At 71.5% G+C, this 26,868-nt stretch carries 18 protein-coding genes and 1 pseudogene; 12 read left to right on the plus strand and 7 right to left on the minus strand.

The genetic code is table 11. From position 1 onward, the window contains the following. The first annotated feature begins 86 nt into the window (after positions 1-86). Positions 87-1,124, plus strand: coding sequence for a glycerophosphodiester phosphodiesterase family protein (locus tag MUN74_RS13625; protein WP_244856459.1), 1,038 nt, complete (start codon positions 87-89; stop codon positions 1,122-1,124). Positions 1,125-1,127: 3 nt separating this feature from the next. On the opposite strand, the gene MUN74_RS13630 is transcribed toward MUN74_RS13625, so the two are convergent. Next, positions 1,128-1,952, minus strand: coding sequence for a carbohydrate deacetylase (locus MUN74_RS13630; RefSeq protein WP_244852892.1), 825 nt, complete (start codon positions 1,950-1,952; stop codon positions 1,128-1,130). Then, a complete protein-coding gene (locus tag MUN74_RS13635; RefSeq protein ID WP_244852894.1) occupies positions 1,949-3,352 on the minus strand; it encodes an MFS transporter in 1,404 nt (467 codons plus the stop codon). Before MUN74_RS13635 ends, MUN74_RS13630 begins: the two co-directional genes overlap by 4 nt. Before the next feature lie 164 nt (positions 3,353-3,516). On the opposite strand from MUN74_RS13635, the pseudogene MUN74_RS13640 reads away from it, so the two are divergent. The 6 genes and pseudogenes from MUN74_RS13640 to MUN74_RS13665 all read left to right on the plus strand — a co-directional run bounded on the left by MUN74_RS13640 (position 3,517) and on the right by MUN74_RS13665 (position 10,632). Then, a pseudogene (locus MUN74_RS13640) lies at positions 3,517-6,032 on the plus strand (ATP-dependent helicase). Between the two features lie 10 nt (positions 6,033-6,042). Beyond that, positions 6,043-6,627 carry an NUDIX domain-containing protein gene (locus MUN74_RS13645; protein ID WP_244852896.1) on the plus strand — a complete coding sequence of 195 codons (585 nt, stop codon included), beginning with the start codon at positions 6,043-6,045 and terminating at the stop codon, positions 6,625-6,627. After that, complete coding sequence (locus tag MUN74_RS13650) at positions 6,624-7,721, plus strand: FUSC family protein (RefSeq protein WP_244852898.1); 1,098 nt, start codon at positions 6,624-6,626, stop codon at positions 7,719-7,721. The genes MUN74_RS13645 and MUN74_RS13650 overlap by 4 nt, the downstream gene beginning before the upstream one ends. Positions 7,722-7,805: 84 nt before the next feature. Next, a complete protein-coding gene (locus MUN74_RS13655) occupies positions 7,806-9,227 on the plus strand; it encodes a ferredoxin reductase family protein (protein WP_244852900.1) in 1,422 nt (473 codons plus the stop codon). Beyond that, the gene (locus MUN74_RS13660) at positions 9,224-9,817 is read left to right on the plus strand and encodes an FMN-binding protein (RefSeq protein ID WP_244852902.1); all 594 of its coding nucleotides are present in this window, start codon (positions 9,224-9,226) and stop codon (positions 9,815-9,817) included. Before MUN74_RS13655 ends, MUN74_RS13660 begins: the two co-directional genes overlap by 4 nt. Continuing rightward, a complete protein-coding gene (locus MUN74_RS13665) occupies positions 9,814-10,632 on the plus strand; it encodes an FAD:protein FMN transferase (RefSeq protein ID WP_244852903.1) in 819 nt (272 codons plus the stop codon). The genes MUN74_RS13660 and MUN74_RS13665 overlap by 4 nt, the downstream gene beginning before the upstream one ends. A 20-nt stretch (positions 10,633-10,652) precedes the next feature. Here the strand turns inward: MUN74_RS13665 and MUN74_RS13670 are convergent, their stop codons facing one another. The 3 genes from MUN74_RS13670 to MUN74_RS13680 form a co-directional block, all read right to left on the minus strand. Continuing rightward, the gene (locus tag MUN74_RS13670) at positions 10,653-13,628 is read right to left on the minus strand and encodes an FG-GAP repeat domain-containing protein (protein WP_244852904.1); all 2,976 of its coding nucleotides are present in this window, start codon (positions 13,626-13,628) and stop codon (positions 10,653-10,655) included. A gap of 99 nt (positions 13,629-13,727) precedes the next feature. After that, positions 13,728-14,450 (minus strand): VIT1/CCC1 transporter family protein, encoded by a 723-nt coding sequence (locus tag MUN74_RS13675; RefSeq protein WP_244852905.1) that lies wholly within the window; start codon positions 14,448-14,450, stop codon positions 13,728-13,730. 52 nt (positions 14,451-14,502) lie between these two features. After that, positions 14,503-15,366, minus strand: coding sequence for a DUF72 domain-containing protein (locus MUN74_RS13680; RefSeq protein WP_244852907.1), 864 nt, complete (start codon positions 15,364-15,366; stop codon positions 14,503-14,505). 220 nt (positions 15,367-15,586) lie between these two features. Here MUN74_RS13680 and sucC point away from each other — a divergent pair, with 220 nt between their 5' ends. Together sucC and sucD are read left to right on the plus strand one after the other, a co-directional pair. Further along, the gene (sucC, locus tag MUN74_RS13685; RefSeq protein WP_244852909.1) at positions 15,587-16,750 is read left to right on the plus strand and encodes an ADP-forming succinate--CoA ligase subunit beta; all 1,164 of its coding nucleotides are present in this window, start codon (positions 15,587-15,589) and stop codon (positions 16,748-16,750) included. A 15-nt stretch (positions 16,751-16,765) separates the two neighbouring features. Further along, entirely contained in the window at positions 16,766-17,668 is a 903-nt protein-coding gene (gene sucD, locus MUN74_RS13690) for a succinate--CoA ligase subunit alpha (RefSeq protein ID WP_244852911.1), read from the plus strand. A 145-nt stretch (positions 17,669-17,813) separates the two neighbouring features. On the opposite strand, the gene MUN74_RS13695 is transcribed toward sucD, so the two are convergent. Both MUN74_RS13695 and MUN74_RS13700 read right to left on the minus strand, forming a co-directional pair. After that, complete coding sequence (locus MUN74_RS13695) at positions 17,814-19,838, minus strand: prealbumin-like fold domain-containing protein (protein ID WP_244852912.1); 2,025 nt, start codon at positions 19,836-19,838, stop codon at positions 17,814-17,816. Between the two features lie 405 nt (positions 19,839-20,243). Next, the gene (locus MUN74_RS13700) at positions 20,244-22,940 is read right to left on the minus strand and encodes a prealbumin-like fold domain-containing protein (RefSeq protein ID WP_244852914.1); all 2,697 of its coding nucleotides are present in this window, start codon (positions 22,938-22,940) and stop codon (positions 20,244-20,246) included. 284 nt (positions 22,941-23,224) lie between these two features. Between MUN74_RS13700 and MUN74_RS13705 the strand changes: the two genes are divergently transcribed. From MUN74_RS13705 to MUN74_RS13715, 3 genes are all read left to right on the plus strand, one after another. Next, positions 23,225-23,776: a hypothetical protein gene (locus MUN74_RS13705; protein WP_244852916.1), complete on the plus strand. Its 552-nt coding sequence runs from the start codon at positions 23,225-23,227 to the stop codon at positions 23,774-23,776. Between the two features lie 64 nt (positions 23,777-23,840). Continuing rightward, complete coding sequence (locus MUN74_RS13710; protein ID WP_244852918.1) at positions 23,841-25,364, plus strand: hypothetical protein; 1,524 nt, start codon at positions 23,841-23,843, stop codon at positions 25,362-25,364. A gap of 229 nt (positions 25,365-25,593) precedes the next feature. Continuing rightward, complete coding sequence (locus MUN74_RS13715) at positions 25,594-26,859, plus strand: cell division protein PerM (RefSeq protein ID WP_244852919.1); 1,266 nt, start codon at positions 25,594-25,596, stop codon at positions 26,857-26,859. Positions 26,860-26,868: the final 9 nt, after the last annotated feature.

A 26,868-nucleotide genomic window follows, 5' to 3' on the forward strand; every position in this document is an offset into this window, starting at 1 on the left:
AGACAACGCCGAGAGTTCTCGCGGAATTCCGCCGCGACCGGGCCGGCGGCCGGCGGGTCGGTCGTTAGTCTGGGCAGATGCAGCCCGTGAAGGCCCGCCGCCCGCTCGTCATCGGACACCGCGGCGCCCCGGGCTACCGACCGGAGCACACCCGCTCGTCGTACGAGCTCGCCTTCGCGCTCGGCGCCGACGCGGTCGAGCCCGACATCGTGTCGACCCGCGACGGCGTGCTCGTGCTGCGGCACGAGAACGAGATCTCGGGCACCACGGATGTCGCGTCCCGGCCCGAGTTCGCGGGCCGGCGCACGACGCGCGAGGTCGATGGCTCCCCGCTCACGGGGTGGTTCACCGAGGACTTCACGTGGGCCGAGCTCGCGACCCTGCGCGCCCGCGAACGACTGGGTTCGCTGCGGCCGGCGAGCGCGAGCTTCGACGGGCGCTACCCGGTGATCCGGTTGCGCGACCTGTTCGAACTGATCGACACGGCCGCCGACGAGCAGCGCCGCATGATCCGCATGGTCGCCGAGTTCAAGCACGCCGCCCACTTCGCCGCGATCGGGCTGCCGCTCGACGAACTCTTCGCCGCCGAGCTCGCGGCGGCGGGCTGGGGCTCGGGCGACGAACGGCTGATCATGGAGGCGTTCGAGCCCACCCTGCTCGACCGGCTCGCGGCGCGAGGCATCCGCGGCAGGCGCATCGCGCTCATCGAGAACTCGGGCAGCCCCTGGGACCTCGTGCTCGCGCAGGGCCGCCGCGCGCCCCGGTACGACGATCTCGTCACCGCCGACGGCCTCGCCGGGCTGACGGGCCGGTTCGACGGTGTCAGCGTCGGCAAGGGCCGGCTCGTCGGCCCTGACCCGAAACGGCGGGGGGATGCCTCGGCGCCGCCGTTGCGCGGAGCCGCCCTCGTCTCGACCGCGCATGCCGCAGGACTCGAGGTCTACACGTGGACGCTCAGGCCCGAGAACCGCTTCCTCACGGCGGCGAGGCGGCGCGGTTCCGCTCGAGCCGGTTACGGCGACTGGGCGGGGGAGTTCGCCGACGTGCTCGCGACGGGCGTCGACGGCGTCTTCGTCGACCATCCCGACCTCGGGGTGGAGGCGCGAGCCGACTTCACGGCGTGACGTTCACCACTCGGCGACGAGCTCGAACCCCTCGGCCTCGAGTGCCCCGCGGAACGCCTCGTCGCGCAGCAGTCGGAGCTCCCACGCCCGGATGATGCCGTCCGGTCCGGCGACCGCGTGCTCGGGCGCCGGGTGCAGGAACAGCTCGCTCGTGCCCGCGGGGAGCGCGCCGAGGATGCGCCGGTACTGTTCGCGCAGTGCGTCGTAGCCGCCGAGGTCGTCGGCGGTGCGGCGGTTCGTCGCGATCGACGCGGGCAGCGCGACACCCGCGGCATCGGCCGCCGCGACCGCCTGCGCGTGCAGCTCGCGGAGCTCGGGCACCAGCGCGCCGCCGAGGTAGAGCTCCGGGTCGCGCGGCAGCCGGAACCCCATGCCGTGACGGGCGGCGAGCGCGAGCGCCTCGCCGAGGAAGGAGCGGCCGGTCAGGCCGTAGAGCGTGCCCGAGTGCGAGTCGAGGGCGGCGGGGCGGATGCCGCGGGCATGCAGCCACGCGAGTTGCGCGGCGAGCTCCGCCGCGACGTCGGCGGGCTGCGCGCGCTGGCCGACCGCGACGGGATCGTCGGGCAGGGTGCCGTCCGCCGTCACGAGCGATCGACCGGTCGTGAGGGGCCGCCACGGCGTCATGCCGCCCTCGCTCGAGAGCGTCGCGTGCAGGTGCGGGACGAGGCCGGACGCCGTCACCGCGGCGACGCCCTCCTCGACGGCCGGGCCGACGACGATCGCCGTGGTCGCCGTGATCGCGCCGTCGGCGGCGAGTTCGGCGATCGCCAGTGCGCTCCCGGCCTCGCGGCCGAGGTCGTCGGCGGTGATGACGAGACGCCTGGTCATCGCACGGTGTCGTCGTCGGCCGCGCGGGCCGCGGCCTGGGCGACGGTGGCCGTCGCGTCGACCTCCGATTCGGAGAGGCCCTCGGGCACCCGGATGAACCGCGCGAGCACGGCGCCGATCGAGCAGAGCACGAACGGGTAGACGCAGAGGTAGACGCGGTAGGCGACATCGGCCTGCGTGCCCGGATCGTCGCCCGAGTAGTAGCCGAAGAACACGCCGAGCGAGGCGAGGGCGAGGCCCGTGATGATGCCGTTGAGCCGACCGAAGAAGCCGAAGGCGGAGAGGAACAGGCCCTCGCGGTGCTGGCCGTGCCGGCGGGCGTCGTCGTCGAGCACCCGGGCGACGATGAGGTCGTTCGTGGCGAGCATGCCCGAGTAGCCGATGCCCACGAGGACGCCGGCGAGGAGCGCGGTGACGAGATCGTTCGCGAAGAAGAGCGGCACGAAGCTCACGGCCAGCACGACGAAGGCGAGCCGCCACGTGAACGCCGCGCCCTTGCGCCGCACGACCCGCGTCCAGACGGCGAGGCCGCCGACCGAGCACAGGATGACGGCGCCCTGCAGGTAGAGCGCGTTCGCGACCGGAAGGCCGAGCGAGTAGCGCACGTAGAGCTGGAGCCCGGCGAGCACGAGGGCCATCGCGCTCGCGTAGCAGGCACCCGCGACCCCGATCGACCAGAAGCGCGGATTGCGGACGATGGTGAGCAGGGTGGCGAAGAACCGCGGCCGCTCGTGAGTCGCGTAGCGGGGGTTCTCCTTCGCGCTGAACGCCATGAAGAGGATGACGGCGACGGCGATGACGCCGTAGATGATCGCCGTGGTGGTGAAGCCCGTGGTCGTGTCCTCGGTGCCGAAGACCGACGTCGTGAGCAGTGGCGTGACCGCGAGCGAGAGCACGAGCGCGACGAGCTGGAACGCCTGCCGGAGCGAGTTCGCGACGGCGCGGTTGCGCTCGCGCGGGAAGAGCTCGGGCAGGAGCGCGCCGTAGTTGGCGTTCAGCATCGAGTCGAACGCCTCGCAGAGGATCGCGAACACCGCGAACCAGGCGACGAGCGCCAGGCCGTCGAGCGAGGTCGGCGCCGAGAAGAATCCGATCATGCTCGCCGCGAGGAGCGGCGCGCCGACGACGAGCCACGGGCGGCGCCGGCCCCAGCGGGTGCGGGTGCGGTCCGACAGGAAGCCGAGCACGGGATTGTCGATCGCGTCGATGACCGCGTACACGATCATGACCGCGCCGTAGACGCGCACGTCGAGGCCGAGGATGTCGACGTAGTAGAGGATCATCGACCCCTTGATCATGTTGATCGGGATCGAGGTGCCGAACATGCCGACGGCGTAGCGCCACGGCGGGGTGCCAGGGGTGGTGTCGGGGGCAGGGGTCGTCGCTGCGCGATCGGTCATCGTCGTCCTTCGCTGGGGGTGCGCAAATGTTACGACATTCTGACGCCGGCTGGTTGAGGAGGGAGTGCAGCGACCGTCTCGAAACCGGGCGACGGGTCTCGATACGCTGCGCTACTCGACCACCGGGAGGAGTGTCGGGGGCCGCGCCTAGACTTGAAGGCGACATGACGCTGATCCTCGACCCCGACGACCCGGCCGGCTGGCGCGAGGCGCCGCCCGCACATTCCACCGACGCATCGGCCGCGGCATCCGGCCCCGGTTCGCGCCTGACCGACGGCCTCAACCCGCAGCAGAAGGAGGCGGTGGAGTACCGCGGCCCGGCGCTCCTCATCGTCGCCGGGGCGGGCTCGGGCAAGACCCGAGTGCTCACGCACCGCATCGCGCACCTCATCGAGACGCGTGAGGCCTGGCCGAGCCAGATCCTCGCGATCACGTTCACGAACAAGGCCGCCGCCGAGATGCGCGAGCGCGTGCAGGCGTTGCTCGGCGACAGCGCGTCGGGCATGTGGATCTCGACGTTCCACTCGGCGTGCGTGCGCATCCTGCGCCGCGAGGCCGAGTCGCTCGGGCTGAGCTCGACCTTCACGATCTACGACTCCGCCGACCAGCGCACGATCCTGAAGCGCATCATCAAAGAGCTCGACGCCGACACGATGGGCTTCACGCCCGCGAGCGCCCAGGCGAAGATCTCGAAGCTCAAGAACGAGCTCGCCGACGTCGAGACGTACGCGCGCAACGCGAACACCAACGACCCGCAAGAGGTCATGTTCCTCGAGATCTTCCGGCAGTACACGCGGCGCCTGCGCGAGGCGTCCGCGCTCGACTTCGACGACCTGATCGCCGAGACCGTGTACCTGTTCCGTGCGTTCCCGAAGGTCGCGGCGCTCTACCAGCGCCGGTTCCGGCACCTGCTCGTCGACGAGTACCAGGACACGAACCACGCGCAGTACGCGCTCATCCGCGAGCTCACCCGGCCCATCGAGCCGGCCGTCGTGCGCGACCTCGACGAGCACGGCATCCTCGTGCGGGGCCTCACCGACGCGACGGGTGCGATCCCGGGCGCCTCGCTCACGGTCGTCGGTGACTCCGACCAGTCGATCTACGCGTTCCGCGGGGCCGACATCCGCAACATCGTCGAGTTCGAGCGCGACTTCCCGGGGGCGCGGGTCGTGCTCCTCGAGCAGAACTACCGGTCGACGCAGAACATCCTGTCGGCGGCGAACGCGGTCATCTCGAACAACTTCGACCGAAAAGACAAGAAGCTCTGGACGGCCGACGGCGACGGCGACCAGATCATCGGCTACACGGGCTACACGGCGCACGACGAGGCGCAGTTCGTCGCCGACGAGATCGAGTCGCTGCACCGGGCCGGCGTCGCGTACCGCGACATCGCCGTCTTCTACCGCACGAACGCGCAGACGCGTGCCCTGGAGGAGATCTTCGTGCGCTCGGCGCTGCCCTATCGCGTCGTCGGCGGTACGAAGTTCTACGAGCGCGCCGAGATCAAGGACGCGATGGCGTACCTCGTCTCGGTCGCGAATCCGCTCGACGAACTCGCGCTCCGTCGCATCCTCAACACCCCCAAGCGCGGAATCGGCCCCGCGACCGAGACCGCGATCGCCCAGTTCGCCGAGCAGAACGAGGTGACGTTCCGCGAGGCGATGCGGGCGGCGGGGGCCTCGGGCTCGGGCCGAAGGTCACGGGGGCGATCCTCGCGCTCGCCGACGTGCTCGACGAGGCGGCCGCCATGCTGGCTGCGCCCGGCGGTTCGACCGATGCCGACGGCAACCCCACGGCGGGTGCCTCGGCGGGTGCGGCCACCGGGGTGTCGGGTGCGAAGGTCTCCGACGTGCTCGTGTTCCTGCTCGAGCGGTCGGGGCTCCTCGACGCGCTCCGCAACAGCCGCGACCCGCAAGACGAGACCCGCGCCGAGAACGTCGAGGAGCTCGTGGCGCAGACCCGCGACTTCGACCGCGAGAACCCGGGCGCGACGCTCGTCGACTTCCTCACCCAGGTGTCGCTCGTCGCGGCTGCCGACGAGCTCGACGACGCCTCGGGCACGGTCTCGCTCATGACGCTGCACACCGCGAAGGGCCTCGAGTACCATGCGGTGTTCCTCACGGGCCTCGAAGAGGGGCTGCTGCCGCACCAGATGTCGGCTTCCGAGCCCGGCGGGCCGGCCGAGGAGCGCCGGCTCTTCTACGTCGGCATCACACGGGCCCGCAAGCGACTCTTCATCTCGCTCGCGATGAGCCGAGCGCAGTTCGGCGAGGTGGCCGTCGCCATGCCGAGCCGCTACCTGCAGGAGATCCCCGAGGGCCTCATCGACTGGCGGCAGTCGCCCGGCATGGCGACGAGCCGCGGCGGCACGCAGCCGCGGGCGCTCAACGCCCGCCGCGACGGCGGTGCCTGGGGCACCCGCGACCGCGACCTCGAGCGGTTCAGCGTCACGAAGAGCGCCCGGCCGAAGGCGGAGTGGGCCAACAAGGTCACCGGCACCGTGCGCGACAACGGCGACCTGACGCTCGAGGCCGGCGACCGCATCCGGCACACCGACTTCGGCGAGGGCAAGGTCACCCAGGTCACGGGCGAGGGCACGAAGAAGATCGCGCACGTGTCGTTCGACCGCGCCGGCCAGAAGAAGCTGCTCATCAAGATCGCACCGATCGAGAAGCTCTGAGCGCGTCCGCATGACCTGGCCGACCCGATCTTCGCGCACCGTCTACGAGAACCCGTGGATCCGCGTCGTCGAGGACGAGGTCGTGCGCCCCGACGGCGGCGACGGCATCTACGGCGTCGTCGAGATGGCGCATCCGGCCGCGTTCGTCGTCGCGCTCACCGGTGACGACGAGGTACTGCTCGTGACGGTCGACCGGCACACCGTCGGCCCGTCGGTCGAGGTGCCCGCGGGCGGCACCGACGGCGAAGACCCGCTCGTCGCCGCCCAGCGCGAGCTCGCGGAGGAGACCGGGTACGAGGCATCCGAGTGGCGTGCGATCGGGCGCATGACCGCGCTCAACGGCATCGCCCGCGCGGTCGAGCACGTGTTCCTCGCGACGGGCGCGCGCCCGGCCCGCGGTGGCACGGGCGTCGCGGGCGACGCGACCGACGGCGCGGACGCCTCGCACGAGAGCCGCCTCGAAGAGGGCATCTCCGCCGTGCGGGCGGTGCCGTGGGCCGAGACGATGCGCATGGTGCGGTCCGGCGAGATCACCGACGGCGAGACCGTGGCGGCGCTCGCGTACGCCGCGCTCGCACTCGGGCGCCTCGCGTGAGCGCCGCGCACGCGAGCCTCGACCGCTGGTGGCGGTCGGTCCGCGCGCTCGACCTCGAGGTCGCGCTCCGGGCGGCGGTGGCCGCGGCGGTGCCGCTCGCGATCCTCGTCGCGGTCGGCCGCGTCGACTGGGCGTCGTACGCGGCGTTCGGCGGCATGGTCGCCATCTTCGGCCGCAGTGAGCCGTACGGCACCCGGTTGCGCACCGTGACGGCGGCGGCTGCGGCGCAGCTCGGTGCGACCGGGCTCGGCATCCTGCTGTCGGCCTCCGGCGCCCCGCTCGCCGTGCAGGCCGGAGCGCTCGTGCTCGTCGTGAGCGCGGTGATCGTCGGCTTCAACCTGCTCGGCGTGACGCCGTCGACGCCGCTCTTCGCGGTGTTCGGCCTGCTCGTGTGCGCGGCGCAGCCCGTCGACGACGGCACGGGCTGGCAGCGGTGGGGCGTCGCGTGGGCGGCCGCGGCCTTCGCGTGGCTGCTCGCGATGTCGGGGTGGCTGCTCCGGAGGCTCGCGGGCGACCGCGCCGACCGGGCGTTCAAGCCGCTCCCACGCCGCACGCCCACACGTCGGCGGGGGCACACCGATCCCCGACTCTGGCTCAACGTCGCCCAGAACGTGCTCGCCGCGCTCGCCGCAGGCGGGGTCGCGCTCGCGCTCGGCCTCGGCCATCCGTACTGGGCGGTGGTCTCGGCGATCGCGGTCATCCCGCCGGCCCGAGCCGCGCACACCGTCTCGCGGGCGGCGCACCGGGTGCTCGGCACACTCGTCGGCGTCGCGGTGACGGCGCTCGTGCTGTGGCCCGACCCCTCGGTGTGGGTGCTCGTCGGCGTGGTCGCGGTGTGCCAGTTCGCCGCCGAGGTGCTCGTCACCCGGCACTACGGCGCGGCGCTCGTCTTCGTCACGCCGATGGCGCTCGTCGTCGCCCACCTCGCGTCGCCCGTGCCGGTCGCCGGGCTCATCGGCGACCGCGTGCTCGAGACCGCGCTCGGTGCAGCGGCCGGCGTCGTCGCAGTGCTCGCGGCCCGTCGATTCGTGGAGGTCGTGCCGATGCCGCCGCCCACGACCGCGACGCCGAGCGTCGGCCCGCGGCGCCCCTGACGAACGGCTGCTGGCGTTCGCATTCCCAGCGCGCGCACAGCCTCCTCATCGATCGGCGATAGGCGCGGCGCGCACGATGTGCGCATGGCCTTCCTCGTGCACGACGCCCGACACCTCGAGCGACCCGCTCGTCGACTCGGCGACCGTGCGGTGCGCGGCACCAAGCGGCTGTGGCGCGTCGACCTGCTGCAGGCGCTCGCCGTGGCTTCGGTCGCGGTCGCGATCGCCCTGTTCCTCGCCGACGGCGGAGCATCCCGCTTCGGCGACCCGGGCGCCGCGCTCACGTCGCTCGGCATCATCGCGGGCCTCGCGGCGACCGATCTCGTGCTCGTCATGCTGGTGCTCGCCGCCCGCGTTCCGTTCATCGAACGCGCAGTCGGCCACGATGCCGCGATGGCGCTGCACGGCCGGCTCGGCAAGCCCGTGCTGTACCTGCTGATCGCCCACGGTCTGCTGCTCGTCGCGGGTTACACCGTCGCCGACGGGGTCGACGTCGTGAGCGAGGTCGTGTCGATCTGGAACCTGCCCGACCTCCCGCTCGCGATGCTCGGCTTCACGCTGTTCGTGACGGTCGTGGTCACCTCGCTCGTCGCGGTGCGCCGTCGCCTGCGCTACGAGGTCTGGCAGCTCGTGCACCTGCTGTCGTACGCGGCGGTGCTCGCCGCGCTGCCGCACCAGTTCAGCGTCGGCGGGCTCTTCGCCGAGGGCGGCTGGCAGCGCTGGTACTGGCTCGCCCTCGTGGTCGCGAGCTTCACGGCGATCGCCCTGTACCGGTTCGTCATGCCGATCGTGGTGTCCCTGCGGCACCGGCTCGTCGTCGAGTCGGTCGCTCCGGTCGGGGGCGGCGTGGCCGGCGACGGCGTGTTCTCGATCACGATGCGCGGTCGGCGACTCGAGACCCTCGCGGCCGCCGGCGGGCAGTTCTTCATCTGGCGGTTCCTCGCGGCCGGGCAGTGGTGGCAGGCGCACCCGTACTCGCTCTCGGCGGTGCCGCGTGGCGACCGGCTGCGCATCACGGTCCGGGCGCTCGGTGACGGCTCGGCGTCGCTCGCGGGGGTCGCGCCGGGCACGCGGGTGGCGCTCGAGGGGCCGTACGGCATCTTCAGCGAGGCCGCCCGCACGCGCGACCGCATCACGCTCGTCGGCGCTGGCATCGGGGTCACCCCGATCCGGTCGCTGCTCGAGCATGCGACCTTCCGGCCGGGGGAGGCGACGGTCGTCCTCCGCACGACCGGCGTCGACCAGGGCTGGCTGCTCGACGAGGTCGCGGCGCTCTGCCGGGCGCGCGGCGCGACGCTCCTGACCGTGCCCGGCGCGCGGGGCCGGGGCTGGCTGCCGGATTCCGCGGAGCGACAGGGCCTCGACCTCGCAGCCCTCGTGCCGGCCGTGCGCGACAGCGACCTCTACGTCTGCGGCCCGCGCGGCTGGGCCGAGCACCTCATCGCCGAGGCCCGGGCGGCCGGGCTCTCGCCCGAGCAGATCCATCACGAGAGGTTCGACTGGTGAGACGACGTGCGATCATCCTGGCCTCGGCGGCATCGGCCGCCGCGATCCTCGGGGGCTGGCAACTCGGTCAGGCGGCAACCGCGAGCCTGACCGCCACCGGCACGCCCGCCGTCACGAACGCGTCCGCGGGCACGGGCTCCAGCACCGGCACTGGCGCGGGCACGAGCACCGGCTCGGGCACCGTCGATTTCGACGCCCTGACGCCGAGCGATTCCGGCAGCGGGTCGGGCTCGTCCGCGGGCTCCACCGGTTCAGGTGACGCCGGCTCCGGCGACTCGGGTTCCGGCGACTCCGCTTCCACAGCCGCCGACGGCACCTACGCGGGTCAGACCGTCTCGACCCGCTTCGGCGACGTGCAGGTGCAGGTCACGATCTCGGGCGGCGCGATCGCCGACGTGACCCCGCTGCACCTCACCGACCACGACGGACGGAGCGTGCAGATCAGCAACCGCGCCGCGCCCGTGCTGCGCTCGGCGGTGCTCCAGGCGCAGACGGCCTCGGTGTCGTTCGTGAGCGGCGCGACCTACACAAGCGCGGCCTACCTGCAGTCGTTGCAGTCCGCGCTCGACGCGGCGGGCTTCACCGGATGACGACCGCACTCCCGCCGGGCGCGTTCGCCGCTATGGGCACGGTCGTGAGCGTGCGGCCCGGCACGCCGTCGGTCGGGGCTGAACCGGATGCCGCGGCATCGGCCTCGCACGACGACCGAGCCGCGGTCGACATGGTGGTTGAGGTGTTCGACCGCTGGGAGCGCCGATTCAGCCTGTTCGACCCACGGTCGGAGCTCAGCCGGGTGGCGAGCGGTGAGCTGTTGCTTCCCGAGGCGAGCGCCGAGCTCCGCGACGCCTACGCGCTCGCGCTCGCGTGGCGCGATCGCACCGACGGAAGCTTCACGCCGCATCGACCCGACGGCGTGATCGACCTCGACGGCATCGTGAAGGCGCTCGCCGTGGCCGATGCGGGCGCGGCCCTGGATCGTGCGGGCCGTGTCGGATGGGCGATCGACGCGGGCGGCGACATTCTCATCGCCGAAGCGGACCCCGCCCGCCACGCCGCGGCCGCGGCCCCGGTACGCGTCGGCATCGCCGACCCGTCCGACCGCGGGCTGATCCTCGCCGGTCACGAGCTCGACGGCGCGCGACGGCGCGCGGTCGCGACGTCGGGCAGTGCCGAGCGCGGCGACCATATCTGGACGCTCGCAGGCCTCGCCCGAACGCCGTTCGTGCAGGTGAGCGTGGCCGCGGGGGACCTCGTGACCGCCGACGTGCTCGCCACGGCGATCGTCGCGGGCGGCCATGCCGCGCTCGACGACCTCGCCGAGCGGTTCGACGTCGATGTGCTCGCCGTCGGACACGATGGCGAGCTCCGGGCGACGCCCGACTGGCCGCGCGCGGTGCGTCGCTGACCGCGGGCACCCGCCCGGGCTCAGGGCAGCTGCAGATGCAGGGTTTCGCTGAACTTCCCACCGCGGTACTGCACGGTCACCTTGAGGGCGACGGGCTTGCCCGGCTTGCCCGGCACGCCCGAATAGCGCAGGTGCGCGCGGAGCTCCTCGCCGTCGTCGATGACCCGTCGACGGGTCGGCAGGGAGTGTGCCCGCGGCGCGCGCCCGCCGAGCGTCGCGACGCTGATCTCGGCCTCCTCGGCCGGACTGAGCCCGTAGTTGGCGACGTCGATTCGCGCGACGATCTCGCCGATCGCGTCGCGCTCGAGGCGCACCCGAAGGGCGAGGTCGACGCCGAGCGGCCGCGGCGGGTTCGGTTCGTCGGGCTTCTGCGGGGTTCCCTTGCCGCCGCGTGCGGTGCTCGTGCCCGACGCCGGACCGGCGGTGCCCGCCACGAGGGTGCCCGCGGCGAGGGCGCCCACGGCGGTGCCGGTGGTGTCGGCATCGGGGTTGAACGTCCACGGGTCGGCGACGTCGGAGCACCCCGTGTAGATGCGCTCAGTCGCAGCGCTGCCGAGGCGGGGCCACCCGTGGCGCGCGGCGATGATGTTCTCGACGGGAACGGAGTACGAGGTGATCGTGGCGTTCGACGGCCCGATCACCAGGGTGAGCGGGTTGTCGTCGATCAGCGTGTAGGTGCCCTGCACGAGCATGTAGAGGCCGCAGTAGTACGACTCGGGGTCGTCGTCTGGCACGGTCGCCCAGAGCCAGCCGTTCGTCAGGTACTGCTCGTACGGCGTGCGGGGGACATCGACGTCGAGACCCCACACCGACCACTTCCAGCCGACCGGGATCACCAGGGCCTGGCAGGCCGAGACGTTGAACGAGTGTTGGCTCGCCTCGGACATCGCGTTCTGCGCGGGTTCGCTCCACGACCAGGCGAGGTTGGCGCTCGCGATCTGCTCGGCGATCGCCGTCATGAGCCCGTAGTCCTTGGTCGCGCGGGCCGACTGGTCGGCGCTCTCGTCGAGTGCGGCTTGGTATCGGGTGCTGAGCTCTTCGTCGAGGTCGGCGATCGTGTCCTGCGCGGCGTCGCTCGCCCCGCCCGTCGCCGCGGCACCGGCGCCGAAGGCGGAGCTGACGAACCCGGCAGCGCACGACGCCACGTCGAAGTCGCCGAGGCTGAGTGCCGACGCGGCGGCGTTCGCGAGCATCGAGATGATCGACAGGGCCAACGAGGTCTTCGAGGTGTCCTTGAGCTGGAGGCTCGCGGCGACCGCCTGGAGCGAGAGGTCGTCGCCGATGGAGGTCTGCGTGATCAGATGGTTGACGTTCGTGTACCAGTCGTTGACGCTCTCGGCCCGTCGCAGCTCGATGGCGAGCTGGGTGCACGTGGCCGTCCAGGTGTCGTGCGTACCCGTGTACCCGGCGGGCGGCGGTGGCACCGGGCTGTCGAGCTTCGACGCGTCCTTGTCGAGATCGCGGTCGAGCTCGTAGAGGTCGCGCACCTGTCGTCCGTCGGTGAGACCGAGCGCGGTCGCCGCCGCGGCGTAGGCGCCGGCATCGAGCGTCGGCCAGGGCGCGCTCGTCGCCGCCCAGTCGCCGTCGCTCTGCATGCAGTATGTCTCGATCGCGAGCGCCGATCGGCCGATCAGCACGTCGACCGTGCCCGACTCGTTGGCGGGCACGTGCGGGTTCGTCTCGTCGTCGCTCGTGCGCACGCGGGCGGTCTGGATCGTGCTGTAGTACTGGACGCGGTCCCAGCCGTTGTCGTCCGACCAGGCGGGGTGACCCGGCGCGAGCTCGACCCACTCCGCGCCGTTGAACAGCCAGACCACGATGCCGGCCCACGCCCGGGCGAACACGAGGGCGTTGCCGCCCTGCAGGTGTGCGGTCTGGATCGTCATGGCGTACTGGGGCTCGCTCCACCCGTTCGCGTCGGTGAGCATCGGGCCGGCGCCGGGCGCCAGCTCCTCCCAGCCCCAGAGCCTGTGCTGCCACACCCTGAGCTGCTCGTCGACGCGGGCGAGCACGTTCAGGCTGCCGAAGCCCGTGAGGTCGGCGCACTGGATGCAGTCGTCGTAGATCAGGTCGCCGAGCGAGGTGTCGTTCTCCTTCAGGTCGGTGAGCACGGCATGCGGTTCCGTCCAGCCGCCGTTCGCGTACTTCCAGGCGTGGAGCCCCTCGGCGTCGCGGCCGAGCACCCACGCGACGCCCGTGAGATCGAGATCGGCGCACTGGATGGTCGGGAATCGGCTCATCAGATCCCAGCCGTTCGTGTCCGACATGACGGTGAGCGTCGGCATCTTCGTCCAGGCCGTGCCGTCGAGCTTCCACACGTGAAGGCCGTCGCTGAACCGGGCGAGGAGCTCGTCGCGACCGTCTCCGTCGATGTCGGCGCACTGCATGGTGCCGGAGTAGAAGGGGGCCTCGAAGTTCTTCTGGGTGATCGGGTTCGCCACACCGAGGTCGCTCCAGCCCTCCTCGTCGGAGACGTAGCGGTAGACCTCGATGCCCGCAGGCCCCCAGCCGATGAGCTCGGCGCGGCCGTCGCCGTCGAGGTCGGCCGTCTGGATCGTCGCGAAGTGGTTGTTGCGCGCCCACCCTCGGTCGTCGCTCCATGCCGGTCCGTTGCGCAGGCTCCACCACTGGCCCGTGCCCGGGTCGAAGCGGTAGGCGAGGATGCCGCCGGCGCCGCGGGCGATGAGCTCGTCCTGCCCGTCGCCGTCGAGGTCGGCCTTCTGGTGCATGCGGTTGTTCGGCCGTCGGCCGGCCTGGATCGTCTCGTAGCATTCGGGTCGGCTGAAGTTCAGCGCGTCGCTCAGCATCGGGAGGGCGACCCCCGTCGGCGTGGTCGGCGCGGCGTACCCCGACGGCAGCGCCGTCGACGTCGGTGCGGCGACCGCGCCGGGCGGCGCCGCCAGTAGGTCGGGCAGCCCGACGAGACTGATCCCGGCGACGGCCGCCGACCCCTGCAGGAACGTGCGCCTCGAGAACGCCTGGCCGACCTCGGACATCGTGCACCTCGCCGTCCGCCCGCCCCGCGGGCCGTCGAGGCGCACTCTACGCCCGGCCCGGTGGGCCCACACGGCCCCAGTTCGGAGGACGACGAGGCGTCAGACGACCCCGCCGAGCAGACCGCCGATGACCCAGGTCACGACGAGCGCGAGCGCCCCGCCGATGACGACCCGCAGCACGGCGCGCCCGCGCGGCGCCCCGCCGATCCAGGCCGACAGCCAGCCGGTGATCGCGAGCGCGACGACGACGGCGAGGAACGTCGTCGCGATGCGCCACTCGGGCGGCGGCAGGAGGATCGCGAGCATCGGCAGCACGGCACCGACGAGGAACGACAGGGCGGATGCTCCGGCGGCGTGCCACGGGTTCACGACGTCGTCGGCCGAGATGTGCAGCTCCGCCTCGAGGTGCGCCGAGAGCGCGTCGTGCGCGGTGAGCTCTCGCGCGACCCGGTCGGCGGTCTCGGCCGAGAGGCCCTTCCCGCGGTAGATGCCGGCGAGCTCGGCGAGCTCCTTGTCGGGCATCTCGGCGAGCTCGCGCGTCTCCTTCGCGATGAGCGCATGTTCGGTGTCGCGCTGCGTCGACACCGACACGTACTCGCCGAGGCCCATCGAGATGGCGCCCGCGACGACCGAGGCGATGCCGGCGACGAGGATGGCGCCGAGGTCGGTCGTGGCGGCGGCGACGCCGACGACGAGCGCGGCGACCGAGATGATGCCGTCGTTCGCGCCGAGCACGCCAGCGCGCAGCCAGTTGAGCTTCTCGTGCACCCGCGGGTCGTGCGGGTCGTCACCGTGCACCGGTTCGGTCGAGGCATCCGTCATGTCGGCAGTCTGACAGCGGCCGCCCGGCGCCGCCAGCATGGCGAGGCTGGCCTCACCCGGCCTCCCCGGGGCGGGGGAGCCGTTCGATGAGCGCCATCGCGTCGAACGGCGCGCGCACCTTCACGTCGTTGTCGAAGAAGAGGTACGCGTCGCGGCCGGCGGCGAGGTGACCTCGCGCCCATTCGGCCCAGCGATCGAGCGAGGTGTCGTCGTAGCCCGAGGCGTAGAGCTCCTCCTCGCCGTGCAGTCGCGCGTACGCGAAGCCGGCGGTGACGCGGTCGATGCGCGGGTAGCGGCCCGCGGTGTCGGCCGTCACGCTCGCGACGCCGTGCTGCGCGAGCAGGTCGGCCCACTCGTCGGCGGCGGTCTCGAACGACGGATGCCGCACCTCGACCGCGTGCCGGAGCGGCGCGTCGTCGCCGGCGCGGTACGAACTGCGACCGGTCATCCGCCCGTCGTGGCGGGCGGCGAGCCGCGACGCCTGCGACCGCGTCGCGGGCAGCGCACCGAGGAACCGGTCGAGCAGGCCGTGCTCGTAGGCGAGCGTCGGCGGCAGCTGCCAGAGGATCGGCCCGAGCTTCGGCCCGAGGTCGAGCACGCCCGAGGCGAAGAAGTTCGCGAGCGGTGCCGCCGTCTCGCGCAGGCGCTTGATGTGCGTGATGAACCGCGGCCCCTTGACCGCGAACACGAAACCCTCAGGTGCAGTGTCGCGCCAGCGCGCCCAGCTCGGCGGCCGCTGCAACGCGTAGAACGAGCCGTTCAGCTCGATCGCCGTGAGCCGCTCACTCGCGTACGCGAGTTCGTCGGCCTGCCGGAGGCCGGCCGGGTAGAACTCGCCTCGCCAGCGCGGGTACACCCAGCCGGAGATGCCGATCCGCACCTCGGGATGCCTCGCAGCAGCGTCGTCCGCACCCATTCCGCCAGTCTCCCGATCGGGGTGCCCGGTGCCAAGGGGGTTGCCGTCCGGGCGACGAGACACCGGGGCATCCCACCCGATTCTCGGCTTGCCGGGGCGGGGAGTAGCATGGTAGACGGCCCACTTGTCTTGACGTCGAGATGTTTTTTCGTCGCCCTCCGGGCCGAAACCCACCAGCCCCTGTGCGCGATCGCGCGTGCGGACCGATTGGAAGTAGAGCGTGGATCTTTACGAGTACCAGGCCAGAGACCTGTTCGAGCAGTACGGGGTCCCGGTGCTCCCGGGCATCGTCGCCGACACCCCCGACGAGGTGCGTGCGGCCGCCGAGAAGCTCGGCGGCGTCGTCGTGGTCAAGGCCCAGGTGAAGACGGGCGGCCGCGGCAAGGCCGGCGGCGTCAAGGTCGCGAAGACCCCCGACGAGGCGTACGAGGCGGCCCAGGCCATCCTCGGCCTCGACATCAAGGGCCACGTCGTCAAGCGCGTCATGGTCGCCGGCGGCGCCCGCATCGCTCAGGAGTTCTACTTCTCGGTGCTGCTCGACCGCGCCAACCGCTCCTACCTCTCGCTCACGAGCGTCGAGGGCGGCATGGAGATCGAGCAGCTCGCGGTCGAGAAGCCCGAGGCGCTCGCGCGCATCGAGGTCGACCCGATCGCCGGCGTCGACGCGGCCAAGGCCCGCGAGATCGCGGTCGCTGCGAACTTCCCGGCCGACCTCGTCGACAAGGTCGCCGACATCTTCGTGAAGCTCTACGAGGTCTACAAGGGCGAGGATGCGACGCTCGTCGAGGTCAACCCGCTCATCCTCGACGAGGACGGCAACGTCATCGCGCTCGACGGCAAGGTCTCGCTCGACGAGAACGCCGAGTTCCGCCACCAGAACCACGCCCTGCTCGAAGACAAGGCCGCGGCCGACCCGCTCGAGGCCGCCGCGAAGGCCCTCGACCTCAACTACGTCAAGCTCGACGGTGAGGTCGGCATCATCGGCAACGGCGCGGGCCTCGTCATGTCGACGCTCGACGTCGTGGCCTACGCCGGTGAGAACCACGGCAACGTGAAGCCCGCCAACTTCCTCGACATCGGCGGCGGCGCCTCGGCCGAGGTCATGGCCAACGGCCTCGGCATCATCCTCGGCGACCCGCAGGTCAAGAGCGTGTTCGTCAACGTCTTCGGCGGCATCACCGCGTGCGACCAGGTCGCGAAGGGCATCGTGGGCGCGCTCGCCGAGCTCGGCTCGACCGCGAACAAGCCGCTCGTCGTGCGTCTCGACGGCAACAACGTCGTCGAGGGCCGTCGCATCCTCGAGGAGGCGGCGCACCCGCTCGTCACCCTCGCCGAGAACATGGACCAGGGCGCCGACAAGGCCGCCGAGCTGGCGAACGCGTAAGGGGCGTACAGAGCAATGACGATCTTCCTCAACAAGGACAGCAAGGTCATCGTCCAGGGCATCACCGGCGGCGAGGGCTCGAAGCACACGGCGCGCATGCTCGCGGCCGGCACCCAGGTGGTCGGCGGCGTGAACGCCCGCAAGGCGGGCACCACGGTGCTGCACACGGATGCCTCGGGCGACTCCGTCGAGCTGCCGGTCTTCGCCTCCGTGGCCGAGGCCATGGCCGAGACCGGTGCCGACGTCTCGATCGCGTTCGTGCCCCCGGCGTTCACGAAGGACGCCGTCGTCGAGGCCATCGACGCCGAGATCCCGCTCCTCGTCATCATCACCGAGGGCGTGCCCGTGCAGGACTCGGCCGAGTTCTGGGCGTACGCCAAGGAGAAGGGCGGCAAGACCCGCATCATCGGGCCGAACTGCCCCGGCATCATCAGCCCCGGTGAGTCGCTCGTCGGCATCACGCCGGCGAACATCACCGGCAAGGGCCCGATCGGCCTCGTCTCGAAGTCGGGCACGCTCACGTACCAGATGATGTACGAGCTGCGCGACCTCGGCTTCTCGACCGCGATCGGCATCGGCGGCGACCCGATCATCGGCACGACGCACATCGACGCGCTCGCCGCGTTCGAGGCCGACCCCGAGACCAAGGCGATCGTCATGATCGGCGAGATCGGCGGCGACGCCGAAGAGCGCGCGGCCGACTTCATCAAGGCGAACGTCACGAAGCCGGTCGTCGGCTACGTCGCGGGCTTCACGGCTCCCGAGGGCAAGACGATGGGCCACGCCGGCGCGATCGTGTCGGGCTCGGCGGGCACCGCGCAGGCGAAGAAGGAGGCCCTCGAGGCCGCCGGCGTCAAGGTCGGCAAGACCCCGAGCGAGACGGCGCAGCTGCTCCGCGAGGTCTACGCCGCGCTGTAGGCACACCACCTCCGTCCGAGGCATCCGGCCTCGCACGACAGAACCCCGCAGGCTCGAGCCTGCGGGGTTCTGCGTTCGGCGGGGCGAATCGGGGGGACGCACCCGCCGGTCTCAGCAGTTCAGTTCAGTCGGTTCCCTTCTGCGATCACGGGTCGACGACGACCGTGCACACGTAGGTGCCGGGTTCGAGGTCGTTCAGCGTGAAGCTGCCGTCGCCGTTCGCCCCCGTCGTCGCGTCGTCACCGGGGTCATCGGTCGGCGTGCACTCGATCGTCGAGGCGGTGCCGCCGTCGACCTGCGAGTCGACGCCGACGGTGATGTTCGTCAACGGCATGTTCGCGAACGTGACCGTGGCGGCGGCTCCGACATCGGAGCAATCAGCTTGGCTGCTCGTCGCGACCGCCGCATACTGCGGATTGTCGGTCGTGACCTTCTCGCCCGCGGGCACCGTCTCGGTCACGGTGTAGTTGTTCGCGAACGCGCTCACGAGCAGACCGGGCACGCACACGGTGCCGTCGCTGCCGGTCTCGACCACGATGGGATCGACGAGCCCGCCGCCCGAGACCGTGAACTCGACGCCCGCCTCAGGGTGGTCGCCGGGGCCGTCGGCCGCGTGCTTGTGGGTCTTCACGATCTTGATCGCGCCGACGTTGCGGTCGTTGTGGAAGGTGCAGACCACGTTCTCACCCGGGTCGAGCACGATCGTCGCGGGGTCGCTCCCGTCGTCGTCACCCGTGCAGCTCGCGCTGACCAGGTGCCAATTGGCGGGGACGGTCTCGGCGACGTCGTAGGTTCCCGGAACGAGGCTGCCGAACGCCTCCGAGTCCTTGCCCGCGGCGCCGGCGGCCGTCGTGGTCAGCGTGAACGGCGAGTCGAGCGTGTTCGAGGTGAACTCGAACGCACCCATGCCGCTGTCGGTGATCTTCTCCACGGTGATCGAGCCGCGCGCCTTGTTGTAGTACGTGCAGTCGACCGTGTCACTCGCGGTGGCGAGGTTGAACGTGATCGTCGTCCCGTTGGTCGAGACGTTCGAACCGCCCGTGCTCGCCGTGCAGTCGATCTTGTCGAAGTCCCAGCCCGGAGGCAGGGCCGACTCGCTCACATGGCCCGTCGTATTGATCGGCACCTTCGCGAACGCCTGCGACTCGCCGTCGCTCAGCGTGAAGGTGCTCCCAGAGGGATCGCTCGAGAAGTCCTTCGTGTACGTGAAGTCCTCCGTCGATCCGGCCGGGTCGGTGACCTTGCGGATGATGACGCCGCCGCAGGTCGGGAATCCCGTTCCGATCGGTGCGATGAAGTCCTTCATCGCGGCCGAGAAGGAGTCGGACGACCGGCTCTTCAGGTACGCGCTGCCGAACGTCTCGCACTGGTCGAGCGTCGACGCGAGCGCCGTGTAGTCGACCGTCGCCTCACCGAACGTGCGAGCCGAGATGGCCCCGAGGCCGTCGGCATTGCCCGCCAGGATCGGCGTCGTGTTGATCGAGCCCGTCGCGAGTCCGAGCTGGCTGAAGTTGGTCCGCTTCCCCCAGCACGGCGTCGAGTTGCTGGCCTCGCACTGCGAGCCGGCTCCGGACGTGATCCATCGGGCGACGAAGAGCTCGGGATGCGTGCCGCCGTTCGCGAGGTCGTACTGGATCAGCAGGTCGCCGGCCGTTCGCACGGGCGTGATGCCGTTCGCCGAGAGCACCTTGGACTGGTTGAACTCGAAGTCCATGTTGGTCGTGCCGGTCGGGTCCTGTACGCGGTGCCAGAAGAGGTTCAGGAACTGGTGCCCGCTGGGCGTGGTCTCGAGGTAGAGGCCGAAGTTCTTGAGGTCGCTCTTGTTCGGCGGGATGCTGCCGTCGACGACCGTCGGCACCAGCGTGTCCTCCTTCGAGCCCTGTCCGAACGAGTCGTCGGTCGCGCCGGTCGGTTTGTCGGCCTTGCGGACTTCGGTGACGCTCGCCCAGTCGATGGACGGGGCGGGGTCGTCGCGTACGAGGTTGGAGTTCGTGTCGATCTCGAAGTCGCTGCCGGGCAGGCTCACCTCGGGGTGGCTCGCGTAGGCCGGGGCCACGGCGAGGCCGGTGAGGATGAGACCGCCGACGGCGGCGACCGCGAGCAGCGGGGAGCGCCGCCTGCGGCGGCGGGGCGGGGTGGGGCGGGTCTCGGGTTGGTTGCGCAGTGGCATCGTCGCCTCCGGAGGTGCGCAGCGTCATCCGATCCGGGCGGACCGGACGGTCCTCCGCGGGGCGATGGGTTGCGGGGCGGCAGTGCGCGGGCGTGGCAGGGCGTGCGGGTGAGAGTCGTCGGCCCGTCGTCGCGGGTAATCGACGGCGGGAAACATCGGACCCGAGGGGGAGTCTCAGGGCTCACGAGTGACGGTACTCCGAACCGGGCGGATGGGAAAGAGGAATTGAGCAATCCTCATAGCCCAGAACGGGGGGTACGGGTGCTTCGCCGTCGCGGTGCGCCCGGTCGGGGCATCCCGGTCGAAGCGGGCAGCACCCCGCAGGCAGGGGGCTGCGGGGTGCTGCGTTGCGGCGGGCGGACCGGGGACTGCCCGCCGGGCTCAACTGCTTCGGTCAGCTCCTCCTCACGGGTCGATGACGATGGTGCAGGTGTAGGTGCCCGGCTCGAGGTCGGGCACCGTCACCGACGGGTCGTCGAGCTGGTCACCGAGCGCCACGGTGTCGGAGCCGGCGACGTCGCACTCGATGCTCGAGTACGTGCCGCCCGGCACCTGCGAGTCGACGCTCACGGTGAGGTCGGTCAGCGGCATGTTCTCGAACGAGACGGTCGCGGCGGCCCCGACGTCGGAGCAGTCGTCCTCGCTCGTGGCGACTGCCGCGAGCTGCGGGTTGTCCGTCGTGACCTTCTCGCCGGCCGGCACCGTCTCGGTGACGGTGTATGTGCCGGCGAACGCGCTCACGAGCAGGCCCGGCACGCAGGCGATGCCCTGCGCGTTCGTCGTCACGACGATCGGCTGGTCGAGGGTGCCGTTGGTGATCGTGAACTCGACGCCCGACTCGGGGTGGGAGCCGGGGCCGTCGGCCGCGTGCTTGTGCGTCTTCACGATCTTGATCGCGCCCGTGTTGCGCGCGTTGTGGAAGGTGCACGTGGTGTCCTCACCGGCCGACAGTGCGATCGAGTCGACCGTCGAACCGTCGGTGCAGGTCGGCGTGCCGACCTGGTGCCAGTTCGGTGGCACGGTCTCGGCGACGTCGTAGGTGCCGGGATCGAGGTCGGAGAACGACCTCGAGTCGGCACCGGCGGCGCCGGCTCCGCTCGTCGTCAGGGTGAACGGCGAGGGATCGAGCGTGCCCGAGGTGAAGTCGAACGCGCCGCTGCCGTCGTCGGTGATCTTCTCGATCGTGAGCGAGGCACGAGCACGGTTCGTGTAGGTGCACTCGAGCACGTCATCGGCATCGTCGATCGCGAACGTGACCGTCGCCCCGGTGACGTCGGGGGTCACGCCGACGCTCGCGTCGCAGTCGAGATCGGTGAGCTCCCAGCCGTCGGGCAGGGTGCCCTCGGTGACGGTCAGGCCGGTGCCGAACAGCACGTTCGAGTACGTCTTGGTCTCGCCGTTCTTCAGGCTGAAGGTCGGATCGACCGCCCCGTCGAGCGTCGACAACGCGGAGGTGTACCCGAAGCTCGAACCGCTCGGGTCGGGGTTCGGCTGCGTCACCTTGTGGATGATCACGGTGCCGCCCGACTCGTTCGTGTACGTGCAGTCGAGCACGTCATCGGCGTCGTCGATGTCGAAGGTGATCTTCGCCGCGCTGACGACGGGGGTGACGCCGGTGCTCGCGCTGCAGTCCACGCCCGAGAGCTTCCAGCCGTTCGGCAGGTCGTCCTCGGTGATGGTCAGACCTGTGCCGAGCAGCACGTCGGTGTACTCCTTCGTGCCGCCGTTCTTCAGGTCGAACGTCGGGTTGACGGCCCCGCCGAGCGTCTTGAGCGCGGTCGAGTAGCCGAACGACGAGTCGCTCGGGTCGGGTGACGGATCGGTCACCTTGTGCACGCGGACGGTGCCACCCGTCTCGTTGTAGTAGGTGCAGTCGACGATGTCGCCCGTCGCGTCGAGGTCGAACGTGATCTTGCCCGACGCGAGGTCCTTCGTGGGGGTCACGCCGGTGCTCGCGCTGCAGTCGATCGACCCGAGCTTCCACCCGGCCGGCAGCGCCGCGAGGTTCTCGCTCACGCTGATGCCGGTGCCGAGGAACACGTCGGAGTACGTCTTGTTCTCCCCGTTCTTCAGGCCGAACGTCGGGTTCGTCGCACTCTCAGCCGCGAAGTTCGCCGTCGTGAACGCGAACGTCGACCCGGAGGGGTCGGGGTTCGGGTCGGTGACCTTGCGGATGATGACCTTCGCGCAGCTCGAGAGATCGAGCGCCGCCGGGGCGATGAAGTCCTTCATCGCGGCGGTGAACGAGTCCGACGAACGGCTCTTCAGGTAGGCGCTGCCGAACGATATGCACTTGCCGGCGCCGCCGGTCAGTGCCGTGAAGTTGACGGACGCCTCGCCGAAGGTCCGCGCCGAGATCGCCCCGAGCCCGTCCGCGGCACCGGCCGCGATCGCGCTCGTGTTGATCGACCCGGTCGCGTTGCCGGCGGAGGTGAGGTTCACGCGCTTGCCCCAGCAGGGTGTCGCGTTGCTCGCCTCGCACTGCGAGCCTGCGCCGGTCGCGACCCATCGCGAGAGCCACAGCACCGGGTTGGTGCCGCCCTGCGAGAGGTCGTACTGGATGAGCAGGTCGCCGGCCGTCCGCACGGGAGTCACCCCGTTGCCCGAGAGGGTCTTCGACTGGTTGAACTCGAAGTCCATGTTGGTCGTGCCGCTCGGGTCCTGGACGCGGTGCCAGTAGAGGTGCAGGAACTTCGTACCGTTGGGGGCGGTTTCGAGGTAGGAGCCGAAGGTCTTGAGATCGCTCTTGTTCGGCGGGATGCTGCCGTCCACGACCGAGGGCACCGGGGTGTCCTCCTTCGAGCCCTGTCCGAACGAGTCGTCGGTCGCGCCGGTGGGCTTGTCGAGCTTGCGCACCTCGGCGACGGACGCCCAGTCGATCGACGGCGACGGGTCGTCCTGCGCGAGGTTGGCGTTGGCGTCGATCTCGAAGTTGCTGCCGGGCAGGCTCACCTCGGGGTGCGCCGCGTAGGCCGGCGCCATCGACAGTCCGGTCAGGAGCAGGCCGCCGATCGCGGCCGCCGCGATGACCGGCGAGCGCCGGCGACGTCGTCGGCGCTCGGTCGGGGTGGGACAGGACTCGGGTTGGTTGCGCAGTGGCATCATCGCCTCCGGGTTCGCGCAGCGTCGTCCGATCCGGGCGGACCGGACGGTCCTCCGCGGGGGCGATGATGGCTGGGCGGCAGTGCGCGGGCGTGGCAGGGCGTGCGGGTGAGAGTCGTCGGCCCGCCGTCGCGGGTAATCGACGGCGGGAAACATCGGACCCGAGGGGGAGTCTCAGGGCTCGGATGCGACGCTACTCCGAGTCGGCGGGCAGCGACAGAGTAGACGAGGTATCCTCATCAACCCAGAACAGGGGGTATCGGAGCCTGTGAGAGAGTTGCGGCATGAACTTCGATGACGGGGATGCCGCGGCCGCGGCATCCCACCCGCCGACGCCGACCGAGCCGCGTGAGAGCCTCGTGCGCACCGCGTTCGTCACCGAGGAGTCGATCTACGGGGTCCTGCTCGTGAGCGGCATGATCGTCGTGACGGGCTCGCACGGATCGAACTCGTGGCAGGTCTTCTGGACCGTGATCGTCACGGTGCTCGTGTTCTGGGCGGCGCACGTCTACGCCGGCACCGTCGCACGCCACGGCCTCGCCGTCGAGCGGGTGATGGGCCTGCGCGACGCGTTCGGAGAGTCGATGCGGCGCTCGCTCGGGCTGCTGCTCTCGGCGCTCATCCCGTCGGCGATCCTGCTGCTCGGAGTGCTCGAGGTCGTGCCCGACCTGCTCACGATCTGGCTGGCCCTCTGGGCGGGCGTCGTCGTGCTCGCGGTGCTCGGGTTCGTCGCGTACCGACGTCGCGGCGCACCGCTCCACCTGCAGCTGCTCGGCGCCGTCGGCACGGCGGCGTTCGGGCTCGTCATGATCCTGTTGAAGGCGATCATCCACTGATCTGCGTGATGAACCGCGGCACCCGAAGCGCTATCGTCATGCCAAAGGGGGCATGATGCCGAAGATGACCAACGCTGAACTGCAGGCTCGGATCGCACAGCTCGAGGGCGAGAACGCGCAGCTGCGCGAGCGCGCCGAGACCGCAGCAGCCGCTGCCGCGGAAGCGGCCGCGAACGCCGAGTCGGCCGCCGAGGCGGCTTCGGCCGCGACACCGCGCACCAAGCGCGGCCGCGGACGCACCGCGGGTGCGATCGTGCTCGTCGTGATCGGGCTCCTGCTCGCCCCGGTCGCCGTGGTCACGAGCTGGGCGCGGGCCGAGCTCGTCGACACCGACCAGTTCGTCGCCACGTTCGCGCCGCTCGCGAAGGACCCGGCGGTGCAGAGCTTCGTGTCCGACGAGGTGACGACGGCCATCGAGAAGCAGGTCGACATCCCCCAGCTCACCTCCGACGTGTTCGACGGCATCCGGTCGCTCGACCTGCCGCCGAAGGCGGAGCAGGCGCTCGGCCTGCTCGAGGCTCCGGCGGTGCAGGGCCTGCAGTCGCTCGTCTCGGGCGTCGTCGACCGGGTCATCACCTCGGACGCGTTCGCCGACATCTGGGCGAACGCGCTCCGGGTATCGCACAAGCAGTTCATCGCCGCCATGCAGGACGACCCGAACGCGGCACTCGAGATCGGCGGTGACGGCACCCTGTCGGTGCAGCTCGGCCCGATCATCGAGGCGGTGAAGCAGCGGCTCGTCGACAACGGCGTCGGATTCGCCTCCTCGATCCCGGTCGTCGATCAGAGCATCGTCATCGCGCAGGCCGACGCGTTCGTCTTCGTGCGCACCGTGTACGCGCTCGCGCTCGGCGTGGGAACCTGGCTGCCGTGGGTCGCGCTCGCGTTCATCGTGGCCGGCGTGTTCGTCGCGAAGCGTCGTTCGGCCGCCCTGTTCTGGACCGCGGGCGGGTTCACCCTCGTGATGGCCCTGCTCGCCTCGGGCTTCGCCGTCGGCCAGGTCGTCTTCCTCGGCGCGGTCAGCCCGAGCCTCATCCCGGCGGGTGCCGCGACCGCCATCTACGGCTACATCACCGAGGCGATGGCCTCGACCACCGCCGCGGCGGTCGTGCTCGGCCTCCTCGTCACGATCATCGCCTGGTTCGCGGGGCCGTGGCGGCCCGCACGTGCGGTGCGCGGATTCGCGGGCTCGGGCTTCTCGTCGCTGCGCCGCACGGCGGCCGCGCACGGCGTCACGACGGGCGCCTTCGGCATCGCGCTCGACCGGTTCCGCGGGTTCGCCTACGGGGCGATCGCCCTGATCGCCGCACTCGTGCTGATGTTCAACCGGCCGGTCACGACCGGCGCGATCTGGGGCACGCTCATCGTCGCGCTCATCGCGGTGCTGCTCGTCGAGCTGCTTCGCCGGCCCGCCGACGAGATCGAGGCGGATGCCGCGGCCCCGACGTCGCCCGTGACCGCGACGGCCGACGAGGCCGTCGGTTTCGACGCGGCGGTGGCGGACGAGGAGTCCGACGACGCCGACACCGCGGTGCTCGACGTCGATCGACAGGAGACGGAGCCGCTCGACGGGCCGCTGCGCACGTGACCGGCCGCGCCGCGCCGCCGCGCGGCATGCGACCGGCCGCGCCGCGCCGGTTTGGACGAGCCGCCTCGACCGGGTCACTGCACGTGACCGGCCGCGCCGCGCCGCGGACGGCAGCAATGCCGCCGCGCCGGTATGGACGCGCGGCCTCGACCGGGTCACTGCAACGTGACCGGCCGCGCCGCGCCGCGGACGGCAGCAATGCCGCCGCGCCGGTAGGCTCGACCGGGTCATGAGTCGCACGACGATCGCCCTGCTCTCCGCCCTCGAAGCCGCCGTTGCCGCGCTCATCGGGATCGGCGTCGCCCTCGTGCCGCTGCTCATCGTCTGGGCGGTGCACTACGGGCTGGCCGTCGACGTGTCGGTGTTCTTCCGCGCCGCGGCCGACGGCTGGCTGCTCGGCCACGGCGTCGACCTCGTGGCCCGCCTCGACGACGTCACCGCAGCACGCATCGGGTTGCCGGGTGCGGGCGACCCCTTCCCGATCACGATCGCGCTGCTCGGGTTCGCCCTGCTCACGGTCGTCGCGGGCCGCCGCATCGGCCGTCGCTCGGCCGCGGGCGGCCATTCGATCACGGGGGCGGCGTCGGCCGTCGTCGTCACCGCGGCGATCGGCACCGTCGTCGGCCTCGCGGCATCGACGGGCGCCGCGCGGGTGTCGTTCTGGCAGTCGCTCCTGCTGCCGGCCTTCGTGATGGCGATCGGCGTCGTGCTCGGAGCGGTGCTCGAGACCTTGCGCGAGGCCGACAACGGCGACCTCGCGGGCGGCTGGGTGCGCGAACGGGTCGCCGACCTCCCGGCCGATCTCGTCGCCGCAGCCCGCCAGGCGACCCGCATCGGCGCGGGCACCGCGTTCGCGGTGCTCGCCGTGGCGGGCGTCGTGGTCGCGGTGCTCATCGCGCTCGACTACGCGACGATCGCGGGGCTCTCGCAGGCGCTCGGCTCGGGAGTCGACGGCGGTCTCCTGCTCTTCGTGGGCGAGCTCGCGTTCCTGCCGAACTTCGTGATCTGGGTCGCGTCGTGGATGCTCGGCCCCGGGTTCGCGATCGGCGCCGGCACGACGATCGCCCCCGGCGGCACGGTCGTCGGACAGATCCCGGGCCTGCCCCTGCTCGGCGCGCTGCCGGCGGAAGCTCCCGTGCTGGGCGTGCTCTGGCTCCTCGTGCCCGTGGTGTCGGGCTTCGCGGGCGCCTGGCTCGTGCTGCGTGCCGATCCGCTCGCCGCGCGACGCGAGCCGTGGTGGCGCGGGGTCGCGGTCGGCGCAGGCGCGGCCCTCGTCGCAGCGGCCGTGCTCGGACTGCTCGCCTGGTGGTCGGGCGGCGCGGTCGGTCCGGGTCGTCTCGCGGTCGTCGGCCCCGACGGCTGGTCCGTCGCGCTCGTCGCCGCGGCGACGGTCGGGATCGGTGCGATCGTGGGCGCGGTGACGGCGAGGATGCAGCAGCCGTCGAGCGCCGAGGCGCCGGCCGCGACGACGTCACGCCTCGATCTCGGCCGGTAGGCTCAGAGG

Origin of the sequence: Agromyces sp. H17E-10, from assembly GCF_022919715.1 — a bacterium.
Lineage (GTDB): Bacteria > Actinomycetota > Actinomycetes > Actinomycetales > Microbacteriaceae > Agromyces.

Bases quoted from the DNA above. Each gene is read 5' to 3' on its own strand.
- MUN74_RS13675 (WP_244852905.1), bottom strand. From the start codon at position 14,450: ATGACGGATGCCTCGACCGAACCGGTGCACGGTGACGACCCGCACGAC.
- MUN74_RS13665 (WP_244852903.1), top strand. From the start codon at position 9,814: ATGACGACCGCACTCCCGCCGGGCGCGTTCGCCGCTATGGGCACGGTC.
- MUN74_RS13695 (WP_244852912.1), bottom strand. From the start codon at position 19,838: ATGCCACTGCGCAACCAACCCGAGACCCGCCCCACCCCGCCCCGCCGC.
- MUN74_RS13670 (WP_244852904.1), bottom strand. From the start codon at position 13,628: ATGTCCGAGGTCGGCCAGGCGTTCTCGAGGCGCACGTTCCTGCAGGGG.
- MUN74_RS13705 (WP_244852916.1), top strand. From the start codon at position 23,225: ATGAACTTCGATGACGGGGATGCCGCGGCCGCGGCATCCCACCCGCCG.
- MUN74_RS13700 (WP_244852914.1), bottom strand. From the start codon at position 22,940: ATGCCACTGCGCAACCAACCCGAGTCCTGTCCCACCCCGACCGAGCGC.
- MUN74_RS13630 (WP_244852892.1), bottom strand. From the start codon at position 1,952: ATGACCAGGCGTCTCGTCATCACCGCCGACGACCTCGGCCGCGAGGCC.
- MUN74_RS13680 (WP_244852907.1), bottom strand. From the start codon at position 15,366: ATGGGTGCGGACGACGCTGCTGCGAGGCATCCCGAGGTGCGGATCGGC.
- MUN74_RS13655 (WP_244852900.1), top strand. From the start codon at position 7,806: ATGGCCTTCCTCGTGCACGACGCCCGACACCTCGAGCGACCCGCTCGT.
- MUN74_RS13635 (WP_244852894.1), bottom strand. From the start codon at position 3,352: ATGACCGATCGCGCAGCGACGACCCCTGCCCCCGACACCACCCCTGGC.
- MUN74_RS13645 (WP_244852896.1), top strand. From the start codon at position 6,043: ATGACCTGGCCGACCCGATCTTCGCGCACCGTCTACGAGAACCCGTGG.
- MUN74_RS13710 (WP_244852918.1), top strand. From the start codon at position 23,841: ATGACCAACGCTGAACTGCAGGCTCGGATCGCACAGCTCGAGGGCGAG.
- sucD (WP_244852911.1), top strand. From the start codon at position 16,766: ATGACGATCTTCCTCAACAAGGACAGCAAGGTCATCGTCCAGGGCATC.
- MUN74_RS13715 (WP_244852919.1), top strand. From the start codon at position 25,594: ATGAGTCGCACGACGATCGCCCTGCTCTCCGCCCTCGAAGCCGCCGTT.